This window comes from Hymenobacter sp. BT188, assembly GCF_014333585.1.
Lineage (GTDB): Bacteria > Bacteroidota > Bacteroidia > Cytophagales > Hymenobacteraceae > Hymenobacter.
The window spans coordinates 126095-145214 of sequence record NZ_JACSCW010000007.1 but is presented as its reverse complement, the minus strand read 5'-3'; the positions used below and the strand labels follow the sequence as shown (position 1 = coordinate 145214).

The 19120-nt window shown below is 62.9% G+C and carries 22 protein-coding genes; 19 read left to right on the top strand and 3 right to left on the bottom strand.

All coding sequences use genetic code 11. The annotated features are described in order from the left end of the window. Positions 1-42: 42 nt before the first annotated feature. The 4 genes from H8B13_RS18655 (at position 43) to H8B13_RS18645 (ending at position 3340) form a co-directional block, all read left to right on the top strand. Positions 43-1320, top strand: coding sequence for a dihydroorotase (locus tag H8B13_RS18655; protein ID WP_187312333.1), 1278 nt, complete (start codon positions 43-45; stop codon positions 1318-1320). 79 nt (positions 1321-1399) lie between these two features. Next, positions 1400-1522 carry a hypothetical protein gene (locus H8B13_RS21415; protein ID WP_261990456.1) on the top strand — a complete coding sequence of 41 codons (123 nt, stop codon included), beginning with the start codon at positions 1400-1402 and terminating at the stop codon, positions 1520-1522. Between the two features lie 37 nt (positions 1523-1559). Beyond that, positions 1560-2093 carry a 5-(carboxyamino)imidazole ribonucleotide mutase gene (gene purE / locus H8B13_RS18650; RefSeq protein WP_222841476.1) on the top strand — a complete coding sequence of 178 codons (534 nt, stop codon included), beginning with the start codon at positions 1560-1562 and terminating at the stop codon, positions 2091-2093. Then, entirely contained in the window at positions 2090-3340 is a 1251-nt protein-coding gene (locus H8B13_RS18645; RefSeq protein ID WP_222841475.1) for a 5-(carboxyamino)imidazole ribonucleotide synthase, read from the top strand. Before purE ends, H8B13_RS18645 begins: the two co-directional genes overlap by 4 nt. A gap of 294 nt (positions 3341-3634) precedes the next feature. Here the strand turns inward: H8B13_RS18645 and H8B13_RS18640 are convergent, their stop codons facing one another. Further along, positions 3635-3805 carry a RidA family protein gene (locus H8B13_RS18640; RefSeq protein WP_187312332.1) on the bottom strand — a complete coding sequence of 57 codons (171 nt, stop codon included), beginning with the start codon at positions 3803-3805 and terminating at the stop codon, positions 3635-3637. Positions 3806-3873: 68 nt separating this feature from the next. Here H8B13_RS18640 and H8B13_RS18635 point away from each other — a divergent pair, with 68 nt between their 5' ends. Continuing rightward, entirely contained in the window at positions 3874-4011 is a 138-nt protein-coding gene (locus H8B13_RS18635; RefSeq protein WP_187312331.1) for a hypothetical protein, read from the top strand. Positions 4012-4169: 158 nt separating this feature from the next. Further along, entirely contained in the window at positions 4170-4319 is a 150-nt protein-coding gene (locus H8B13_RS18630; protein WP_187312330.1) for a hypothetical protein, read from the top strand. 56 nt (positions 4320-4375) lie between these two features. Here H8B13_RS18630 and H8B13_RS21410 read toward each other — a convergent pair whose 3' ends face one another. Beyond that, a complete protein-coding gene (locus H8B13_RS21410; protein ID WP_261990455.1) occupies positions 4376-4510 on the bottom strand; it encodes a hypothetical protein in 135 nt (44 codons plus the stop codon). On the opposite strand from H8B13_RS21410, the gene H8B13_RS18625 reads away from it, so the two are divergent. The 3 genes from H8B13_RS18625 to H8B13_RS18615 all read left to right on the top strand — a co-directional run bounded on the left by H8B13_RS18625 (position 4463) and on the right by H8B13_RS18615 (position 9672). Beyond that, entirely contained in the window at positions 4463-4747 is a 285-nt protein-coding gene (locus tag H8B13_RS18625) for a transposase (RefSeq protein WP_261990463.1), read from the top strand. The two genes, H8B13_RS21410 and H8B13_RS18625, sit on opposite strands and share 48 nt — an antisense overlap. 201 nt (positions 4748-4948) lie before the next feature. Continuing rightward, entirely contained in the window at positions 4949-7579 is a 2631-nt protein-coding gene (locus tag H8B13_RS18620) for a TonB-dependent receptor (protein ID WP_222841474.1), read from the top strand. Between the two features lie 803 nt (positions 7580-8382). After that, on the top strand, positions 8383-9672 hold the full coding sequence (locus H8B13_RS18615) for a metal-dependent hydrolase family protein (RefSeq protein WP_187312329.1): 1290 nt from the start codon (positions 8383-8385) through the stop codon (positions 9670-9672). Between the two features lie 111 nt (positions 9673-9783). Here H8B13_RS18615 and H8B13_RS18610 read toward each other — a convergent pair whose 3' ends face one another. Further along, a complete protein-coding gene (locus tag H8B13_RS18610) occupies positions 9784-12156 on the bottom strand; it encodes an ATP-binding protein (RefSeq protein WP_261990454.1) in 2373 nt (790 codons plus the stop codon). A 583-nt stretch (positions 12157-12739) separates the two neighbouring features. Here H8B13_RS18610 and H8B13_RS18605 point away from each other — a divergent pair. From H8B13_RS18605 to H8B13_RS18565, 10 genes are all read left to right on the top strand, one after another. Then, positions 12740-13138: a hypothetical protein gene (locus tag H8B13_RS18605; protein WP_187312328.1), complete on the top strand. Its 399-nt coding sequence runs from the start codon at positions 12740-12742 to the stop codon at positions 13136-13138. 43 nt (positions 13139-13181) lie between these two features. Then, positions 13182-14495, top strand: coding sequence for a PAS domain-containing protein (locus tag H8B13_RS18600; RefSeq protein ID WP_187312327.1), 1314 nt, complete (start codon positions 13182-13184; stop codon positions 14493-14495). A gap of 41 nt (positions 14496-14536) precedes the next feature. After that, positions 14537-14908, top strand: coding sequence for a hypothetical protein (locus tag H8B13_RS18595; protein WP_187312326.1), 372 nt, complete (start codon positions 14537-14539; stop codon positions 14906-14908). Between the two features lie 61 nt (positions 14909-14969). Further along, positions 14970-15176 carry a VIT1/CCC1 transporter family protein gene (locus H8B13_RS18590; RefSeq protein ID WP_410054439.1) on the top strand — a complete coding sequence of 69 codons (207 nt, stop codon included), beginning with the start codon at positions 14970-14972 and terminating at the stop codon, positions 15174-15176. Between the two features lie 47 nt (positions 15177-15223). Next, positions 15224-15418 carry a hypothetical protein gene (locus H8B13_RS18585; RefSeq protein ID WP_187312324.1) on the top strand — a complete coding sequence of 65 codons (195 nt, stop codon included), beginning with the start codon at positions 15224-15226 and terminating at the stop codon, positions 15416-15418. Positions 15419-15803: 385 nt separating this feature from the next. Continuing rightward, entirely contained in the window at positions 15804-16340 is a 537-nt protein-coding gene (locus H8B13_RS18580) for a hypothetical protein (RefSeq protein WP_187312323.1), read from the top strand. 11 nt (positions 16341-16351) lie between these two features. Further along, positions 16352-16903, top strand: coding sequence for a cupin domain-containing protein (locus H8B13_RS18575; RefSeq protein WP_187312322.1), 552 nt, complete (start codon positions 16352-16354; stop codon positions 16901-16903). A 19-nt stretch (positions 16904-16922) separates the two neighbouring features. After that, positions 16923-17267 carry a hypothetical protein gene (locus H8B13_RS21405; protein WP_261990453.1) on the top strand — a complete coding sequence of 115 codons (345 nt, stop codon included), beginning with the start codon at positions 16923-16925 and terminating at the stop codon, positions 17265-17267. 45 nt (positions 17268-17312) lie between these two features. Then, positions 17313-17891, top strand: coding sequence for an outer membrane lipoprotein-sorting protein (locus H8B13_RS21400; RefSeq protein WP_261990452.1), 579 nt, complete (start codon positions 17313-17315; stop codon positions 17889-17891). After that, entirely contained in the window at positions 17824-18912 is a 1089-nt protein-coding gene (locus H8B13_RS18565; RefSeq protein ID WP_261990462.1) for an ABC transporter permease, read from the top strand. The genes H8B13_RS21400 and H8B13_RS18565 overlap by 68 nt, the downstream gene beginning before the upstream one ends. Positions 18913-19120: the final 208 nt, after the last annotated feature.

Sequence of the window (19120 nt, the reverse complement as noted above, 5' to 3'; positions counted from 1 at the left end):
ACATCTTCCATAACCCTTGCGGCTTACAGAAATTATTAATTCATGCTCCTCCTTCAAAACGCCCGTATCGCTTCCGAAAATTCACCCGTACTGCTTGAGAGCGATGTTCTGATTGTCGAAGGAAAAATTCAGGACATCGGCAGTAACCTAGCCATTCCCGAGGGTGCGCGTGTCATCGACGCGCGTGGTCGGATTCTGATGCCGGGTATGTTTGATGCCCACGTCCATTTCCGCGCTCCGGGATTTGAGAACAAGGAAACCATCACCACGGGGAGCGAAGCGGCCATCAATGGCGGCATTACCGGCGTGGTCATGATGCCCAACACCCGCCCAGCCCTCGATTCGGCAAGCACGGTGGCCACCGTGCTAGACAATGCCAAACGCAAGGCTCGCATTCCGGTGTACACCTCCGGCTGCGTCACCAAGGACCGCCAGGGCAAGGAACTGGCGGAAATCGAAGGCATGCGTTTGCTCGGGGTGAAAATGCTCACCGACGACGGGGATACCACCGCCGACCCGGCGGTGCTGCTGCGGGCGATGCAGTACGCCACCGAGTTTGGGATGTTTTTCGCCAGCCACTGCGAGGTGCCGGAGCTGGCCGGACCGCGCGCCCTGAACGAAGGGGTGATGAGCTACCGGCTCGGCATCAAGGGTTCGCCGGCGTGCGCGGAGGAAATCATCATCGACCGCGACATTCGCCTGGCCCGGGCGGCGGGCGCGCACGTGCATATCCAGCACGTGTCCAGCAAGCTCGGCATGGAAACCATCCGCTGGTGGAAATCCCGCGGCGACGTGAAGGTCACGGCGGAAGTGGCCCCGCACCACCTGATGTTCACCGACGAGCACATCGGGGACTACGACACGAACTACAAAATGAACCCGCCGCTGCGGACCCAAGCGGATTGTGATGCCCTGCTCGAAGGGCTCATCGACGGCGTCTTCGACCTCATTGCCACCGACCACGCGCCGCACACGCCGTTTGAAAAAGCCCAGGACTTCATCAGCGCGCCCAACGGCATCACCGGCTTGGATACGGCCCTGGTGTCGCTTTATCACCACTTCGTCGAGCCCGGAAAATTCGGGTGGGACCTGGTGGTGAAGCGCTACTCGGCGGAGCCCCGCCGCCTGATGGGCCTGCCGGTACCCGCCATCGAAGTCGGCCAGCCAGCCGAGTGTGTCTTGTTCGATACCCAAGCGGAAACGACCTTCACGCGGGAATTCATGAAATCCAAATCCCAGAACACGCCCTTCATCGACCAGACGTTGAAGGGCCGGGTAGACTTGGTGATTCTAGGCGCGGAAATCCTGCTGGAGCGCTAACTGCTCGTGGCGCTGGGACCGGTGTTTTTCAGGATTTGCTCTGAATATCGGCTGCCGCTGGGGCCGCAGCCTTAGCTTTGTGGCCGCGGGACAGGGTTTGCCCCCCACGGCCCGTTTCACCAGCGGGGCAATGCCCCGCCGCCGGCTGTCCGGCCGCGGGTTCGGGCCGGTGACCACGCCCGAGCCCGCGTTTTTTTATTGACCACCTGGGCTTGCCTGGCCCCTTTACCTGCCTCCCCATGAGCACCCTTTCCCCCTCCGACACTCCCAGCCCCCGCCCCGCCCCGGGCCCGCCCCTGATCGGCGTGGTCATGGGCTCCAGCAGCGACTGGGACACCATGCAGCATGCCGTGCAGATGCTCACGCACTTTGGCGTGGCCCACGAGGCGCGCGTGGTGTCGGCCCACCGCATGCCCGACGACTTGTTTGCCTACGCCGAACAAGCCGGCCCGCGCGGCTTGCAGGCCATCATCGCCGGCGCGGGGGGGGCGGCCCACCTGCCGGGCATGCTGGCCGCCAAAACTACGGTGCCCGTACTGGGGGTACCCGTGGCCAGTCGCCATTTGCAGGGGGTGGATTCGCTGCACAGTATTGTGCAAATGCCCAAAGGAGTGCCCGTGGCCACGTTTGCGATTGGCACTGCCGGGGCGGCCAATGCGGCCTTGTTCGCGGTCAGCCTGCTGGCCCTGCACGACCCGGACCTGGCGACCAAGCTGCAGGCGTTTCGCGCCGAACAAACCGAAGCCGCCCGCGCCATGACGCTGCCCGTATGAACGCCGCTAGCAACGCCGAGGCGATGACCCCGATTTTCCCGGGCAGTGTGGACGCCGCGGGCCAGCGGGCCACCTTGGGGGTACTGGGGGGCGGCCAGTTGGGCCGCATGTTTGTGCATGCCGCCCAGCGCTTGGGGTACTTTACCGCCGTGCTCGAGCCCGACGCGCACAGCCCGGCCGGGCTGGTGAGTCACCACCACATCCAGACCACCTACGACGACCCGGCCGGGCTGGCGCAACTCTCCCAGCTGTGCCAGGCCATCACTACCGAATTTGAAAACGTGCCGGCCCAGGTCCTGCAAACCCTGGCGCAAACCCGGCCCGTGGCACCCAGTGCGGCCGTAGTGGGCATTGCCCAAAACCGCATCGAGGAAAAAGCCCACTTCGCCGCCTGCGCGGCCGGGTCGGGGGTGAGCTGCGCGCCCTATGCGGTGATTGAAACGCCGGCCCAGCTGCAGGCCGTCCAGGCCGAGCGGGCGGATTTGCTGCCCGGCATTCTGAAAACTGCGCGCCTGGGCTATGACGGCAAAGGCCAGGTCCGCGTCAGGACCGCCGCGGAGCTGGCCGCCGCCTGGGCGGAGCTGGGCGGCGTCGCCTGCGTGCTGGAAAAGATGCTGCCGCTCACCGCCGAGTGTTCGGTGCTGGTGGCGCGCGGCTGGGATGGGCAAGTTGTCAGCTTCGCCCCCCAGCGCAACGTGCACGTCAATGGCATTTTGGCCGTGACCCACGCCTACGAAGGCAATTTGCCCCCCGCCCTGGCAACCAGGGCCAGCGACGCGGCCGTTTCCATCGCGCAGCACCTGGGCTACGTCGGGGTGCTGTGCGTGGAGTTTTTTGTAGTGGCGGACGGCAGCGCGCACGGCGGCCTGGTGGTCAACGAAATGGCCCCGCGCCCGCACAACAGCGGCCACTACACCCTGGACGCCTGCGATGCGTCGCAGTTTGACTTGCAGGTCCATGCCCTGGCGGGCTTGCCCTTGCCGCCGCCGCGCCAGCATTCCCCGGCCATCATGCTCAACCTGCTGGGCGAGGTGTGGTTCAACGCCAGCAGTCAACCGCGTGAGCCAGACTGGCAGTCCGTGCTGAGTTTGCCGGGCACGCACCTGCATCTGTACGGCAAGTTGGACGCGCGGGCCGGCCGCAAGATGGGTCACCTGACCATCACCGGCCCGGATGTGGACAGCGTTAAAGCCGTAGCGCGTCGCGCCGCTGGTCTGCTCAACTTGCCGGGGCTGGACGTTCTCTAGTGGCCGATGGCTGCTCTTGACCAGACGGGTGCCCGCTACTGCTCAGCCGGCCGCTAGCTACCCTCGTCATCGCCCAGGACCTGACCAACACCGGTGCCGCCGGCCTTTATTTTGCAGAATAGGGAGCGATAAGCCAAGACGGGAGGGTCCTGGCTTCCACCCGCTATAAGCACTGATAACACTTAATTGTGCGCTGAGCTACCCACGTTGAAGATACTCCCTATTTTTAACGAGAAGAGCCAACATGCCGCTTGTTATCGCCTCCTCTTGGGTGAGGCGGGGTCACCCCCGTGCCTACTCGACTTCCACCACCATCTCCACTTCCAGGGCCATGCCCAGAGGCAGGGCGTTGGTGCCCAAAGCCGTGCGCGCGTGTCGGCCCCGCTCCCCGAACACCTGCAGCAGCAGGTCCGAGTAGCCGTTAAGGACCTGGGGCTGCTCGGTGAAGGTGTCCGTGGCGCGCACTGGCCACGCACCAAGCCAAGCGCGCTACCCATGAGGGCGCTCCCGGAGGGAGGCATCCGAAAGCCCGCTTGCTGAGCAACAAAACGCACTACAGCCCGACCGATCCTGACGTGCGCATCTCCATGAAGCCCGGCAAAGCCCGCGCCCTGAACTACCTCTGTAATTTAGCCGTGGACACGGCGAAGGATGTGATTAGCCACATCTAGGCCGATTTCGCCGATAGTCGGGGCAGCGTCTATCTTCCTGTCCTAGCCCAACGGGTGCAACAGCGCTTAGCCGCCAACGAGCTGCGGTTACAGCGGGCTACTCGACGGGCTCGAACTATGCCTTTCTCGAGCAACGAGGCATCACGCCCTGGATTCCAGTGCACGGACCTTACAAGCCCGAGATGGTGGGCTTTCCCTACAACCCGATCGCGGATCACTTTACCTGTCCGGCGAGCAAGCGGCTGCCGTTTCAAAAATACGCGACCGATCCGAACGGCAGTTGGCAGAAGGTCTACCGCGCGCCCTAGCAGGATTGTCAGCAGTGCCCCCGGAAGCCGGGTTGTGTGCCCAAAAGCCAGTGTCGTCACATCGTCCGTTCGGCCTCTGATGCCCCGCGTACAAACGGGCGCTGGCCCGGCAGTGCAGTCCGCAGGGCGGGCGCTGGAAACGACTGCGCCACCGCGCCGTTGAGCTCGTGTTCGGTAGTTTGATTCACCATTATGGGCTACGCCGAATGACTATGCGGGGCAAAGCCGGAGCGCACACAGCCATGCTCCTGGCCGCCATCGCCTTCAACTTGAAGAAGCTGCTCAAGCACCGGCCCGCTCAGCACCTGAGCCTGGCCGTGGCCCTCCCTAACCCGCCTCCCCCACTTGGCACCCTCCCTTTTCAGCTTCGAACCCGGAGTTGCGGCGGTAAACGCCAGCCAGCAAAACAAGACGAGAACTCGAGGTAGCGAGTTCTGCAACAGCCACGGTCCAATCGGGAAACGAACAGTTACTTATTATTCCGCTGGCCGGGATTGGGTCCCCGGCTGTTAGCTGCCCCACCGGCTTAGTAAGCTGCGAGCTCCTTCGTTGGTTATATTTGGTCGAACCTAACGCGTATGACGCCCCTTCGGATGCGGCCTTTTTGGATTACTGCCAGCGCGCGCCGAATGAGGCTTCTAGCCTTCGCCTCCCTGAGTGCCAGCGGGGCGTACAGCCAAGCGAACAGGCCTGCGCCGGTCCCGAAAGACACCCTCCGGACCACCTTGCAAGAGGTGGTCGTTTCCGCCTCCCGGGTGGAAGAAAGCTGGCTGCACTCGCCCGTCACCGTGGAAAAGCTCACCGCCCGGGCCCTGCGGCTCACGCCCGCCCCCACGTTTTTCGACGCCCTGGAGCACCTGAAGGGCGTGCAGGTCCTGACGCCCAGCCTAGGCTTCCGGGTTATTAACGCCCGGGGCTTTGCCAATACCACCAACGTCCGCTTTGCCCAACTCGTGGATGGGGTCGATAACCAATCCCCGCATATTGGCGGGCCTATCGGCAACGTGCTGGGGCCGAGCGACCTCGATATACACCGCGTGGAACTGGTGCCGGGCACGGCCGCGGCCCTCTACGGGCTCAACGCCATTAACGGCTTGGCTACCTTCCAGACCAAGAATCCATTCACCTCCGCAGGGCTCAGCCTGCGCCAGCAAACGGGCGTCAATCACCTCGGGGAGCGCAACCGCCCCCCCTCGGGGTCACGCCGCCTCGCCGACCTCTTGTATACGGAAACGAGCGTCCGCTACGCGCGGGTGCTGGTGCCGGGCAAGCTGGCCTTTAAAGTAAACGGCAGCTATTTGCGGGCCGCCGACTGGGTGGCCAACGACCAGACCGACCTGTTTGCCCAGGGCAACGCTACCACGGGCTTGCTGGGCGCGGACAATCCCGCCCGCGACCCCACCAACAGCTACGGCAACGAGTCCTCGAACCGCACCACGCTCACGCTCGGCGGCCAGCAGTACACGGTGGCCCGCACCGGCTACCGCGAGCCCGAGTTAGTCGACTATACCGTCCAGCACCGCAAAGCCGACGGGGCCCTGCACTACCGCTTCCGACCCGCGGAGGAGCTGACCTACACCTACCGGGTGGCCAACTTCGACAACGTCTACCAGCGCGCCAACCGCTTTCGGCTGCAGGACTACACGCTGCAGCAGCACGCGCTGACCCTGACCACACCCGTGGTGCAGGCGCGCACGTATCTAACCCACGAAAATACGGGCCAGAGCTATAACCTGCGCTCGCTGGGCGAGAACCTGGACCGGAGCTTTCAGCCCGATGCCCCCTGGAATGCGGCGTATAGCGCCGCGTGGCACACGGCGGTAGCCGAAGGGCAAACGATAACCCAGGCCCACGCCTGGGCCCGCGCGGCGGCCGACGCGGGCCGCCTACAATCCGGCACGGAAGCCTTTACCGAGCGCTTAGCAGAGTTGCAGACCATCAACAACTGGGACCAGGGCGCCGCCCTGCGGGTGATAGCGACCCTGCTGCACGCCGAGACCCAGATCAACGTGGCGGAAGCACTGCGGCGGGGCGGCAAGTTGCCGGCCACCGTGGACCTGCTGGCCGGGGCCGAGCACCGCACCTACCTGGTGGTGCCCGATGGCAACTATTTTATCAACCCCGAACCCGGCCAGGACCCGCTCCACGACAAGTTAACGTACGCCAAAACCGGTGGCTTCGTGCAGGTAGGCGGGCGCGTGCTCGCCGACCAACTCCGGCTGACGGCCACGCTGCGGGTGGATAAGAACGACTACTTCGCCCTGAAAGCCAACCCCCGGTTGACGGCGGTTTTCTCGCCCACCCAACGGCAGCATGTTCGGCTCAGCTACCAGAGTGGCTACCGCTTTCCCAGCCTGTTTGAGGGCTTTTCCAACGTCAACAGCGGCCAAGTCAAGCGCATTGGGGGCCTGCGGGTGATGTCGGCCGGGGTGTTCGAGCATAGTTACCTGCGTACGAGCATTGATGCGTTTAACGCCGCCGTTATCGCCAGCATCAACGCCAACCCGTCGGCGCAGTCAGCCACCCAGAAACGCCAGCAAGCGATTTTGGAACACCAGGGCCGCCTCGTAAAAAATCCCTACACCTACCTCCACCCCGAGTACATCCGCTCCCTGGAAGGGGGGTACAAAGCGGTCTTCCTGCCCCAAGGCCGGCTGCTGGTGGACGTTGATGGCTACTATAATTCGTACCGCGACTTTATCGCGCAAGTTGAAGCCTACGTGCCCGTCGCGGCGGACGGCGTGCCCCTGCTCTCCGCCGACCTACCCACGGTAGCGACGGCGCTGAATGCCCGCGCCGGGCAGGCCCGCTACCGCCTCTGGACGAATTCGCGGAGCCGGGTCACGACCTACGGCGCCTCCACTGGGGTGCGCTGGGAGCTACGGGGCGGCTATCTGCTGGGGGCCCACACGACCTATACCCGCCTGCGGCGCCCCGACAATGGGGACGGACTGGAGGACGGCTTTAACACGCCGCGCTGGACCTATAACCTGAGCGTGGCCAACGAGGACGTCTACCACCAGGTGGGCGTGGGCCTAAACTACCGCTGGCAGAGCCGGTACATTTCCCAGACCTTTCTGGTCGCCGGTACGGTGAAAGCCTACGGCACGCTGGACGCCCAACTGAGCTATACCCTGCCCGCGGCTCCCCTGCGCTTGAAGCTGGGAGCCAGCAACGTGCTCAATACCTCCTATGTTTCCTATCTAGGCGCCCCCCGGGTGGGGGGGCTGTATTACCTGACGCTCGTGTACGGGCGCTAAGTATCCCTAGCCGGGGTTTTTCGCTACCACGGTTTCTAGGAAAAGGGCCCCTTGTGGGAACGCTCAGCACCCCCTAGAGGAGCGCCATCACCCGGTGCGAGGCCATAACCCTCGTATAAACCGATCATGTCGGACCCCAGGCGCAAGCCCGACCATTCCCGCCTACTTCCCTGGTACCTTAAGCTGTCCCAGCGAATCTTGTCCAGGTACGCGTCCAGGCACGCCGCATCGGAAAGCTCCGCAGGGGCTGGATATCGTTGGTCTGGGCACCGTAATCCACCGCGCAGCAAAAGCCGCGCAACTGCTAGAGCCCCACCGTCTGCCGCCGATCCCAGCAGCTCCTCTCGGCCACACCAGCAGCATCTGCTGCTCCACGGATCAGGCCCGAAAGGTATGAGAAGTAAGTTCGGGGAGCATCCACTTGTCTTCGGGCTGAATTAGGCTGTTTATCCCTGTGGCGCGCTCCCACCTGTGGCGCGCTCCCAGCGCAGCGATGCCTGTGCCGGTCGTATATTAGGGAAAAGCGAAGCATATTGCGGCAGCTGGACTCGGTGGACGTTGGTTGACCGAAGTCAGTTTCCCCGATTTCTCCAGTTCGAAGGGATGAGGGCGCCGTAGTTCGTATTATAGTGCTTTCCACCCCTGCCGCTGGCTTTGGCCAACAGTGAAGGGGGAGGCCAGCCCATGCGGATTAAGCTTACAAAAGTCCTTGCGGTCAGCCTAGCTAGAAAAAGCGAAGTAAACCAATGAGTACAGAATTCAAACACTTTCTAGCTTCAACGCTCCTAACTCCATGAACGAGTATGCGTCCCCTCTCTCTTCTACTCTTCGTTCTTACTTCGTTCGGGTTTCCTGCTCGGGTCGCGGCCCAAGTCAAGGCCCTGCGCTTTGGCAGCGTCATCACGGGCCAGGGCCAGGTGATATCGAACGCCGTCGTGCTGGTCAACGCCGACCGGATTATGCAAGTAGGTTCCGAGAAAGCCATCGCTATCCCAGCGGGGGCCGAAACTATTGATTTACGGGCCTATACTGCCATTCCAGGCTTAATTGATGCCCACACCCACCTCTCCTTCTACTGGGACAAGGCCCCCGGCAGCACCCCCTGGGGGCAGCTGGGCAGCTTAAGCGCGCCCGTGACGGTCTTCCTGGCCCAGGAAAATGCCCGCAAAGCCCTGGAGACGGGCGTCACGACCGTGCGCGACCTGGGCTCCTTTGACAACATGGACCTGGCCCTGCGCGAGCTTATCAACCGCGGGGCCATGCTGGGACCCCGCATGTTGGTGGCCGGCAATGGCTTGCATGTGACCAGCAGCCCCTATAAAGTGGGGGCTATCCCCGATGCCGGGCAGTGTGACGGGGTGGCCGACGTGCAACGCGTGGCCCGCCAGCAACTAGCCGCGGGGGTGGACTGGATCAAGATGTACGGCTCGACGGGCAGTGACAAGGACGTGACCGGCTTTCAAACCTTCAGCTACGAGGAGATGAAAGCGGCCGTAGACGTGGCCCACCAGGCGGGCAAGCGCATTGCCATTCACTCCTACGGCCCCGACGGGGCCCGCGCGGCGGTGCGGGCGGGCACCAATACGGTGGAGCATGCCATTGATATGGACGACGCGACCCTGAAGGCCATGGCCAAGCAAGGCATCATCTACGTGCCCACCGTCGACCATAACCGCTACTATGTCGCCCATAAGGACGAATATGGCTATGATGCCCAGACCGTGGAGGGGCTGAATCAGTACCTAGGCAAGAATGTTGAAACCCTGAAGCGCGCGATAAAGGCCAAGGTGAAAATCGCGATGGGGTCGGATGCGGTCTTCACCGGCTTTGGGGAAAATACGCGGGAGCTGGAATGGTTTGTCCAAGCGGGCATGAGCCCGGAGCAGGCCCTGCAGACCGCCACGACCACGGGAGCGGAAATGCTGGGCCTGGAAAAGGAGCTGGGTGCTATCGCCCCTGGGTACTTAGCCGACATCGTGGCCGTCAAAGGCGACCCGCTGCAGGACATCCAGGTGGTGATCCAGCAGGTGAAGTGGGTGATGAAAGCGGGTCAGGTGGGGGTTGATAAGACGAAGCGTGCTGACACGCCATGACCTATTCGAGGTGCCTGGTAACCTGATGCGCGGATGACACGGCCATTCTATCATGGGGCAGATGGCGGAACACCCCAATAGCAGGCATCGTCAGGCCAGGGTTTCCAGCTCCTAGGCCGGCAGCGAGAGCACAAATGCGCTGCCCTCCCCTTCCTGGCTCTCGACCGTGAGCGAGCCCCCATACCCTTGGGTAATGATGTCATAGCTCAGCGAGAGGCCCAGGCCGGTGCCAATTCCTGCTGGCTTGGTGGTAAAAAAGGGCTGGAAGACTTTGGCTTGCACGGCCGCGCTCATGCCGCCCCCATTGTCCTGGACCCGGACTTCGACCTGCCCCTCCCGCTGCCGCGTCTGGACGCGGAGCGTAGGTTGATACCCCTTCTGACTTCCCTGTTGCCGGGCGTGCAGGGCGTAAAAGGCGTTGCTGTAGAGGTTCAGCAACACGCGGCCAATGTCGGCGGCTACGAGATTTGTCAGGGGTAGCTGGGGGGCAAAATCCGTGATTACATCCGCCTCAAACAACGGCGTTTTCGTGCGCTGCCCCTGGTAGGCTAGGCGCAAATATTCCTCGCAGAGCGCATTCACGTCGGTGGGCTGCCGCTTGCCCGTACTGGGGCGGGCGTGTTCCAACATGCCGCTTACAATACTAGAGGCCCGCTGCCCATGCTGCCGGATTTTGGTCAGGTTCTCAGTTACGTCGCCGGCCAACGCGGTTACTTCCTCGCCATCCCCCGCAAGGTGGGCTTCTTGTAGTTCCAACATTAACTCGGCACTCACGTCCGAAAAGTTAGTCACGAAGTTGAGCGGGTTCTGAATCTCGTGGGCGATGCCCGCCGTCAGTTCCCCGAGGCTCGCCATTTTCTCTTTTTGCATGAGTTGCTGCTGAGTCGTGCGCAGTTCAGTCAGGGCTTGTGTCGTTTGGTCGCGCTGGACCTGCAGCTTCGCTTTCTGCTGCTCCAGCTGCTCATTGGCCCGTTGCTTGAGCCGGTTGCTGCGCCAGAGTAAAAACGAGAAGCCCCCAATCAGGGCCAATACCGCCAGTACCGCCCAGAGGAGGTTCCGCTGGCGGCGAGCCCGCGCGGCATCCTGCTGCTGGGCTTGCCGCAAGCCCGCAATACGGGCCGTCTGGGCGCGGTCGGCTTGCTCGATTTCGTACTGGGCCACGTGCAAAGCGCCTTGCTTGGCGTTGAGCGAGTCGGCCAAGGCCAAGGCGGCTACGGCATAGCGCGCCGCGGGGTCAGGTTGTCCTTGCTGCTGGTAGAAGCGGGTCAACTCCTGCAGGTAGGCTAGGCGCAGGGACGTTCGTTGCTCCTGCCGGGCTTTGCCGTAGGCCGCCAGCCAATGGGTCTCCGCCCGGGCGGCATTGCCCGTGGCGACGTAGTACCGCGCCCAGGTGGCATCTGCCTCCAGGTTCCCAACCGACGCGGTTAGGGGCAGCTGCAGCGAGTCGACCAACTGCTGAGCTGCCAGGAGCAGCGGGCGGGCTTCCTGCGGCTGTTGCTGGGCCAGCAGCACGGCCCCTTTTAGCAGAAAGATATAGGCCTTCTTTTTAACCCAGGGGTAGATTTCCCGTCCCCGTTCCAGCGGCCGCAAGGCCTGGTTCAGCGCGTGGAGGGCGGCGGGGTAGTCCTGCCGCAGCAGCTGCACCTCCGCCAGGACTTTGTAGGCATAGAAACTGTCACGGCGGTGGCGGCGCAGTCCGGCTACGGCCCGTTGGACGTAAGGTAAGGCCTTGTCGGTATTGCCCCACTCGGCGTACCGGGCCCCAACGGAAGCCAACTGGTTGTAATAGGTCGAGCGATTAAAGGAGCCATACAGCGGCACATCCTGCAAGTAGTGGCTCAGGGCTTGATTGTAGTCGCCCCGCCCCAGGTAATAGCCGCCTAAGCCATGGTGGCAGATGGCCATGTTTTCGGTCGCCCCGCGCGGACGGTAATAGGCCAGTTTCTCGAAAAAGTACCGGCCCCGGGCCTCTCGCTGGTTCAGCTCGATGAATAGCACGCCCGTGGCCGCCAGCACATACGGCACGGGTCGATGCAGCCGGTCAAAGGCCGCCACGGCCGCCTGCAGGCTATCGAGGGCGGCCGCGACGACGTTGACTTGGTAGAGGCAATTTCCCGCCGCCAGCAACCGATACGCGCGCTGCTCGGGCCGGCTCAGCCGGGCACTGAGCACGGCCAATTCCGCCGTCTCTTCCTCGTTCGGGTTCGTCGCACTCCACAGGGGCGCTACATCAACCAAGTGCATGAGCGTGCGCAGGCGGGCCGTGTCCGCCCGCTGGGTAGTCAACACCTGGCGCAGGGAATCGGGGTCGGCTTCCCAGTAGCGGTAGCGGGCCGCCGTCGCCGCCGGGGTTGGCACCGCCCCCAGCCCGGAACCGGCCAGCGGCGTGGTTGGCGAAGCGGCGGGGTTTAGAGGCCATTGCGCCGCCGTGGGGGTAGCCAAACACAGCAGCCCGCAGGCCACCAGCAAGAGAATAGAGCGCATAGCAGCAGGAGGCAGGACCACGCCACGAGCTACTTCTCGGGGTGGGCTAAAAGAAAGCTGAGACAGAGAACGTTAGTCCTCTAAGCTACGCATTTACCCGGTCCCGATAACTACGCTGGGGACGCTGGTTCCATCCTCCTGAGGGGAGCAGGAGGCGGGCGCGTTTTCCCGTCGCGTTGGGGCGGCACGTAGGCCAGGATTCGCGCTGGAGCCTTCCGCTACCTATCAGCTTGATAGCAGGAAGGAAGCACACAAGCAGGAGGTGGGGAATGCCCGGCAGGAAGCGAGTAGTCGGTGCCCTGTTCTGGGGGCATTGGTAGGCGTGGGGTGCGGCTCGCGCCCGCCGGCGTCCACTGACCGTCGCCAAGCAGGATTCGTCCCTACCCGGTCAACACCTGGTCCCGGTCCGTGGTACCGGGCAATTACGCAACTTGCCCGGATTTCAGCCGGAGAACTTCTACCAATGCCAGGCGTCTCACCCGGTTCTACTCCTAGGACCAACGGGTTGTGAAGCTGCTGCTCAAACAGCCATTTGCCAACTTATGCCCGGCTGGTGCGTACTGCCCGCAGACACATCCTACCCATGGCCCTGCAAACCCTGTACGACGCGCCCACGCTCACCATTTCTTACGACTTTGCCAACGACTGGCTATACCTGGACTGGCACGGCGCCCTAGATGATGAATCAGTGATGGCTGGGGCCCTGAAGCTGCTGGAGCTATTACGGCAGGAACGCTGCACGAAAGTGCTCAACGACAACACCCACGTTACGGGCCTGTGGGCCGACGCCGCCAAATGGGGCAGCAACGTGTTCTTCCCCCTGCTGTACGAGGCGGGGTGCCGACACTTCTCCTGGGTATATTCGCCCGAGCGCTACAGCCAGCTGTCGGCGCAGCTGGCCGTGGAGCATACCGCGGCCGGCATCAGCATCATGACTTTTCAGAACCGGGACACGGCGGCGGCCTGGCTGCAGCGCATGTAAGGGCGGCCGCGCCCCATGTTCCCCTTTGGTACCTACTACTGCTATGACCCTTTCGCTTTCTGCCCCCGGCACCTTTTACCCCTTGTGGCAACTGCCGGAGTACTACCTGCTCCTGACCCCAGACTACACCATTCTGGACGCGAGTGACCTGTATTTGGCCGTGACCTTCAAGCAGCGCGAGGCCATCGTAGGCCGCGACGTGTTCGAGGTGTTTCCGCGCGACGAGCAAAACGACTGGCAGGTGTTTGCCGATTCGCTGGATTACGTGCGCGAGCACGCGGCCCCGCACACGATGCCCCGGATTCGCTATGACATGCAGCGCTCCGCCGAGCAGGGCGGGGGCCTGGAAGAGCGGTACTGGGAAACCACCAACTACCCGCAGCTGGACGCGCAGGGCAACCTGCAAGCCATCCTGCTGAAAACCAGCGACGTCACGGAGCAGCACGGGGCCGAAAAGCGGGCCCGTGCCATGCAGCGCGACTTGCGGGAAAGCCAGGAGCGGTCGAAGTTCATCCTGGAGTCGTTGCCGGTAATGGTGTGGACCACCCGCGCGGACGGCTCGTCGGACTACTTCAACCAGCGCTGGCTCACGTTCACGGGGCGGGAAATGGCGCAGGAGGTGGCCTTTGGCTGGCTCGAGGGGGTCCACCCGGACGACCGGGAGTCGGCTGCTACTGCCTGGCGCAAGGCCTACGAATCGGGTGAATCCTACCAGACGGAGTACCGCCTGCGCGGCGCCGATGGTGCCTTCCGCTGGGTGCTGGCCCGGGGCTTTCCGCGGCACACAGCCACGGGCGAAGTGAGCATGTGGGTGGGTTGCTCGGTGGACATCCACGACCAGAAGGCCCTGGTCCTGGAGCTGCTGCAGGCCAACGAGGAACAGGCCGCCCTTTCGGACCAAGCCTACCAGGCGTTTCAGCTGGCGCAAAGCCAGCGCGAGACCTTCTACACTTTGTTTCAGCAGGCCCCAGCGCTGGTGGCCATTGTGCGGGGCCCGCAGTACGTGTTTGAGTTCGCCAACCCCCGCTACCACGAGCTCTTTGCCACCGACGAGCTGGTGGGCCGCACGGTGCTGGACATCGTGCCCGAAGCGGCGGAACAAGGCTTCATCGGCCTGCTCGACCACGTCTACCAGACGGGGGAGCCTTACTACGGCAAGCAGATGCTCCTGCAGCTGCACCGTCGGGCCACGGGCCAGATGGAGTCGCGCTACTTTGACTTTGTGTACCAGGCGTTCCGCGAAAACGGAGTAATTGTAGGCATTTTCAGTTTTGCCTTCGATGTGACCGAACTGGTGGAAGCCCGGCACCAGTTGCAGGCTCTCGCCGCCTCGCCCCCAATCCCTGCGGCTTCCTGATGACGGTCAGTGCGCTTATACCCCTTTCAACGCCCTTACCGATGGATTTAAACACCCTTGATATGCAGCAGGCCCGCATTAAACAGATTCTGTTTAAGTCGCAGCTGCGCTCGGTGCTCTACGGCGTGCGGGAGGCGGACGAGGCCTTGTTTTTGCCCCAGGGCAACGCACTGGGCCAGTGGCTGAGCACCGTCATCAAGCCTAAATTCTTGGGGCAACCCGAGGTGCGGGAAGCCGAAAGGCTGCTGCTGGACATGCTCCGCACGGGGCGCGAGCTGGCGGCGCAGCACGGCCGTGGGCAGATCGAAGAAGCCCGCCGGGGGCTGACGCAGATTGACCGGATGGGGGAGCAGCTGGTGACGGTGCTGCAACAGCTGGGGCAGGACCCAGGGCGGGCAGGAACTGTGGCTTAATGCCGCAGCAGGCTGGTCTACCCCCTTTCAGCAAAATAACAGGCAGCGTACCTGCAGCACGATGCTCGTGATCCTGGTGTCGCCCCAGAGCCTACTGGGCTGGAGCGTGTCGCTCACGTCCCTGCTGTTTCTGGCAGCGCTGGGTGGGTTAGCGGCATACGTAGGGGGTTCCGGGGTGTGGAAGGCCGCCGCGCGGGTCAGCTTCTGGGGCGTGCTGGCCATGGCCCTGACCGCGGCCGTGGGGGCCTTTTTCAACGTTTCTCCCTAACCTGCCTGGCGGCTCAGGGTCTTCTTCCTCCTTTATTTATCCTCCTTATGAACGGTGCCCATCTTCATCTGCTGCTCAACCACCTGCCTATCCTGGGTAGCCTCTTCGGCCTGTTGCAGTTGCTGCTGGCTGTGGTGCGCCAGCTTCCCGGCCTGCCGCAGCTACCATTGTACAGCCTTCAGGAGGTGCTCACCAAGCAGGTGGGGCCTCTTCACTGGAGCCATAGCCATGCCCGAGCGTAGGCACGTCAACAGCTGCTGGTGGGCTTGCTGAAATAAGCTCGCTTCGATTAGCGGGACAGGCCCTTCGCGGAAGAAAATGGCATAATGGCCATTTTGCCCCTGCGTGGGACTTTTTTTGGCGACCGCGGTGCATCAACTTGTTGATGCACCGCGGTCGCCAGACGAGATCGGAAGCAATGGCGGAAAGCAATGATCAAAGTCATGGCTCAACATGTTATTCGGCATTTATTCAAGTGAAGAGCGCAGTTAAATTTAATAAGGTGACAGCGGTGGCCGTTCTTGTTCCGGGCGAGCCCCGCAGCGAGCTGCCTCCGTTTCAGAACGTCCCATTTGGCCGCACCAGCTACCTCAGACCGAGCTTTTTACACCGCTTTTGGCCCTCTCTATGAACCCAGCGCATTGGCATCTGCTCATCAACCACGTCCCCATTCTGGGCAGCCTCTTCGGGCTGTTGCTGCTGCTGCTGGCTGTGGTGCTGCGCACGCAGCCCGTGCTGCTGCGCACGGGCCTGGCCACGCTGCTTGTCGCGGCCCTTCTCACCATTCCCACCCAGGTGAGCGGCGACGGTGCCGAGGAAACGGTCGAAGACCTGCCCGGTGTCTCGGAGGCACTTATTCACGCGCACGAAGAGGCTGCCGAACTAAGCTTTTGGGTTATGGAAGCCACTGGAGTCCTAGCACTGATCAGCCTGCTGCTGCTGGCCCGCGGCCATACCCGAGCCGGGCTCGTCACGTACCTGACGCTGGCCGGAGCCCTCGCCAGCTTTGGGCTGCTGGCCCGCACTGGTTACCTGGGCGGGCAGATCATGCACCCGGAAGCCCGCAGCACTTTCGGGACTGCCGGCGGGGAGCCGGAGGACCATGACGATTGGGTTTCAGGCCGCACAGCCTCCTTGCTTTTCATCATTTGTTGGTATCGCTAACACCTAATGCCATGAATACTTTCCTTTCCTTGGCCGCCGGCTTGACGCTGGCTGTCTTGCCGGCCTGCACCACGGATTCTGCGGCCGATGACCAGGCGGCCAGCCAAGCTAATCCTAAGGCATCCAGCCGCCCGGCACCGGCCCCTGCGGCAGCGGCCAGCCAGCTCAAAGGCTTTCACACCAACATCGAGCGGGCTACGTTGGCGAACCGTAGCTTTCGCCGGGTGCTCTACACCGGCGGGCACTTACAGCTAGTACTGATGAGCCTGAAGCCCGGTGAGGAAATCGGCAGCGAGGTGCACAAAAACCACGACCAGTTCTTTCGCGTCGAGGGCGGCTCGGGCCAGTGCGTCATCAACGGCCACTCCTATGAGGTGACGGACGGGGACGTCATTATCGCCCCGGCAGGCTCCACGCATAATGTCATCAACACCAATGCGGCCAAACCCCTGCAGCTCTATACCCTGTACGCGCCGCCCCAGCACCGGAACGGCGTGGTGCAGGCTACCAGGCAGGAGGCGGCGCAGCACGAGGCCCCTTTTGACGGCAATACGTCGGAGTAATTCTTTGGAATCGGGAAAAATGCCCCCCGCCCCCTACACGTGGGGCAACACAATGAAAATGGTGGTGCGAATCTGCGGATTGGTTAGCCGACGGCCCCGCGTAGTGATGCTGGCCCTACTCCTGCTGGGGCTGGCCCGGCCAAGTGCCGCGCAGGACGCCCGCGCCATTGTGCAGCGTGCCGATGAAAAAGTACGGGGCCGCAGCTCCGAAGGCGAAGCCGCCATTCAGATTGTGCGGCCCACCTGGAAGCGGGAGCTGCTGGTGCACTCCTGGACGCTGGGCAACGGCTATTCCATCATTCTGATAAAAGCGCCGGCCCGGGACAAAGGCACCGCTTTCCTGAAGCGGAAAAAAGAGGTTTGAAACTGGGCGCCCACTATTGAGCGCACCATCAAGCTGCCGCCGTCTATGATGACGCAGTCGTGGATGGGCACCGATTTCACCAACGACGACCTGGTAAAGGAATCCTCTATTGTCACGGACTATATCCACCGCCTGCTGGGCGAGGAAGCCGTGGACGGCCGCCCCTGCTACCGGATTGAGCTGCTGCCCCGCCCCGAGGCCGCCGTGGTGTGGGGCAAGGTGCTGGTCTGGATTGACACCCAGGACTATCTGCAGCTGCGCAGCGAGTTTTATGATGAGGACGGCCAGCTTGTGAACACCATGCATGGCTCCGATATCCGTCTGCTGGGGAGTCCTGCTGCCCGCCCGCCTGGAAATGATTCCCGCCGACAAGCCCAACCAGAAAACCGTGCTGCTCTACCGCTCCCTGCGCTTCGACGTGCCTCTTACCGAAGCGGACTTTACGGTGCAGCGCCAGCGCCAAATCCCCTATGGCGGCCTTTTATACCCTGCTCTTATGTATTTCACCCTGGCCTGGCGCAACCTCTGGCGCAACCGCAGCCGCTCGCTCATCAGCATGGGCTCGGTGTTTTTTGCGGTGCTGCTGGCCGTGGCGCTGCGGGCGTTGTGGCAGGGCACGTTTGATAATCGCATTAAGAATGTGGTCAGCTTTCACACCGGCTACGTCCAGGTGCACCAGGCCGGCTACTGGGACGAGCAGGGGCTCGACAACTTCCTGGCCCTCACGCCGCAGCTTATTCAGCATTTGAGCCAGGCACCGGAGGTGGGTGGCGTAGTACCCCGCCTGGAAAGCTTCGCCCTGGCGGCCTCCGAGCGCCTCAGCGTGGGCTGCCTGGTTGTAGGCACCGACCCGGCCGGCCAAAACCGGGTAGCGGGCCTGCGCCAGCGCCTGGTGCAGGGCCGCTACCTGCGGCCCACCGACCACGGGGCTTTGCTCAGCGCTGGGCTGGCCCGCAAGCTCAGCCTGGGGGTGGGCAATACGCTGATTCTGCTAGGCCAGGGCTACCACGGCGTGGGGGCCGCCGGGCAGTTTCCCATTCTGGGGGTGCTGCGCTTACCTACCCCGGCCCAGAACAACGGGCTGGTATATCTGCCGCTGCGCCGGGCCCAGGCGCTGTTTGCCGCCGAAGGCCGGGCCACGGCGCTGGTGCTTGCCCTGCCCGAGCCCAATGAGCTGGAAGCGGTGGGCGCGACGCTCCGTCAGAAGCTGGGCCTCACCTACGAGGTAATGAACTGGCAGGAGCTGCTGCCGGACATCTACGAGCATATGAAAGGCGACTGGGCCAGCATCTTCATTATCAGCGGCATGGTGTACCTCATTATTGCCTTTGCGGTCTATGGCACCTTGCTGATGATGACCATGGACCGGCGCTACGAGTTTGGCGTGCTGGTGGCCGTGGGCATGCAAAAGGGGCAGCTGGCGCTGCTGGGTGTGGCGGCGGGTGTGGCGGCCAGTGTTCCCCTGATAGTGTATCTGGCGCGCTACCCCATCCCCTTCACGAGCTCCTGGGTCGAAGCCTTTCAGCGCTTCGGCTTCGAGGCCATTATGCCTGCTTCCACCGCGCCCTTCATTTTCATCAACCAAGCCCTGATTTTGCTGGCCGTGGCGGCCGTGCTGGCGCTGTACCCGATTATCTCCGTCTAGCGACTCCGCCCGGTGGAGGCCATGCGGGCCTGATTAATCCTGGCAACTTATCTGATTCGAAATCTTTCTACCCAATCCATTACATCCTGTCGTGCAGAGGCAGGTTTTAACCCTCCTAATATTTCTGTCTTATCCCGAAGTTCATGCTGCTACTCATTGCCTAGCGAAGCCTGTGGCGCAACAAGCTGCGCAGCCTGCTCATCATCAC

Bases quoted from the DNA above. Each gene is read 5' to 3' on its own strand.
- H8B13_RS18610 (WP_261990454.1), bottom strand. From the start codon at position 12,156: ATGCGCTCTATTCTCTTGCTGGTGGCCTGCGGGCTGCTGTGTTTGGCT.
- H8B13_RS21410 (WP_261990455.1), bottom strand. From the start codon at position 4,510: ATGGTGAATCAAACTACCGAACACGAGCTCAACGGCGCGGTGGCGCAG.
- H8B13_RS18645 (WP_222841475.1), top strand. From the start codon at position 2,090: ATGAACGCCGCTAGCAACGCCGAGGCGATGACCCCGATTTTCCCGGGC.
- H8B13_RS18590 (WP_410054439.1), top strand. From the start codon at position 14,970: ATGCTCGTGATCCTGGTGTCGCCCCAGAGCCTACTGGGCTGGAGCGTG.
- H8B13_RS18655 (WP_187312333.1), top strand. From the start codon at position 43: ATGCTCCTCCTTCAAAACGCCCGTATCGCTTCCGAAAATTCACCCGTA.
- H8B13_RS18605 (WP_187312328.1), top strand. From the start codon at position 12,740: ATGGCCCTGCAAACCCTGTACGACGCGCCCACGCTCACCATTTCTTAC.
- H8B13_RS18580 (WP_187312323.1), top strand. From the start codon at position 15,804: ATGAACCCAGCGCATTGGCATCTGCTCATCAACCACGTCCCCATTCTG.
- H8B13_RS18620 (WP_222841474.1), top strand. From the start codon at position 4,949: ATGAGGCTTCTAGCCTTCGCCTCCCTGAGTGCCAGCGGGGCGTACAGC.
- purE (WP_222841476.1), top strand. From the start codon at position 1,560: ATGAGCACCCTTTCCCCCTCCGACACTCCCAGCCCCCGCCCCGCCCCG.
- H8B13_RS18615 (WP_187312329.1), top strand. From the start codon at position 8,383: ATGCGTCCCCTCTCTCTTCTACTCTTCGTTCTTACTTCGTTCGGGTTT.
- H8B13_RS21400 (WP_261990452.1), top strand. From the start codon at position 17,313: ATGATGACGCAGTCGTGGATGGGCACCGATTTCACCAACGACGACCTG.
- H8B13_RS18595 (WP_187312326.1), top strand. From the start codon at position 14,537: ATGGATTTAAACACCCTTGATATGCAGCAGGCCCGCATTAAACAGATT.
- H8B13_RS18575 (WP_187312322.1), top strand. From the start codon at position 16,352: ATGAATACTTTCCTTTCCTTGGCCGCCGGCTTGACGCTGGCTGTCTTG.
- H8B13_RS18565 (WP_261990462.1), top strand. From the start codon at position 17,824: ATGGGCTCGGTGTTTTTTGCGGTGCTGCTGGCCGTGGCGCTGCGGGCG.
- H8B13_RS18585 (WP_187312324.1), top strand. From the start codon at position 15,224: ATGAACGGTGCCCATCTTCATCTGCTGCTCAACCACCTGCCTATCCTG.
- H8B13_RS21405 (WP_261990453.1), top strand. From the start codon at position 16,923: ATGCCCCCCGCCCCCTACACGTGGGGCAACACAATGAAAATGGTGGTG.
- H8B13_RS18600 (WP_187312327.1), top strand. From the start codon at position 13,182: ATGACCCTTTCGCTTTCTGCCCCCGGCACCTTTTACCCCTTGTGGCAA.